Annotated in this window: 1 protein-coding gene; it reads left to right on the plus strand. The window is 65.9% G+C overall.

Translation table 11 applies throughout. The annotated features are described in order from the left end of the window. A partial coding sequence (locus KJQ97_RS10145; RefSeq protein WP_214120727.1) for an adenosylcobinamide-GDP ribazoletransferase occupies positions 1–399 on the plus strand: 399 nt, incomplete at both ends.

Genomic DNA, 399 nt, shown 5'->3' on the forward strand with positions numbered 1-399 from the left:
TGCTAGCGCTGTGCTGGCTTGCCGGCGCGACGGGCGGCTTCCATCTGGACGGGGTCGCTGACACCGCAGATGGTTTGGGATCCCGGGCGGCGCCGGAGAAGGCTCTCATGATCATGAAGAAGTCCGATATCGGGCCGATGGGCGTCATGAGTATCGTGCTGGTGCTACTTGTTGACGCGGCCGCTGTGGTGAGTCTGGCTGGGACAGTTGGCTCGGGGGCATGGTGGCGCGTGGCGATTCTGGTGGGACTTGGCCCTGCGCTGGCTCGTGCGGCGATCCTTCTCGCGACGATGACCGGAGTGCCGTGTGCCCGTCCGGGCGGGTTCGGGTCTTTAGTCGCGGGAGTGACGACGCCGAGGTCTGCGGCGATCAACCTCACGGCGTTGGGATGCGTGTGTG

The organism is Campylobacter sp. 2018MI01, assembly GCF_018501205.1.
GTDB lineage: Bacteria > Campylobacterota > Campylobacteria > Campylobacterales > Campylobacteraceae > Campylobacter_E.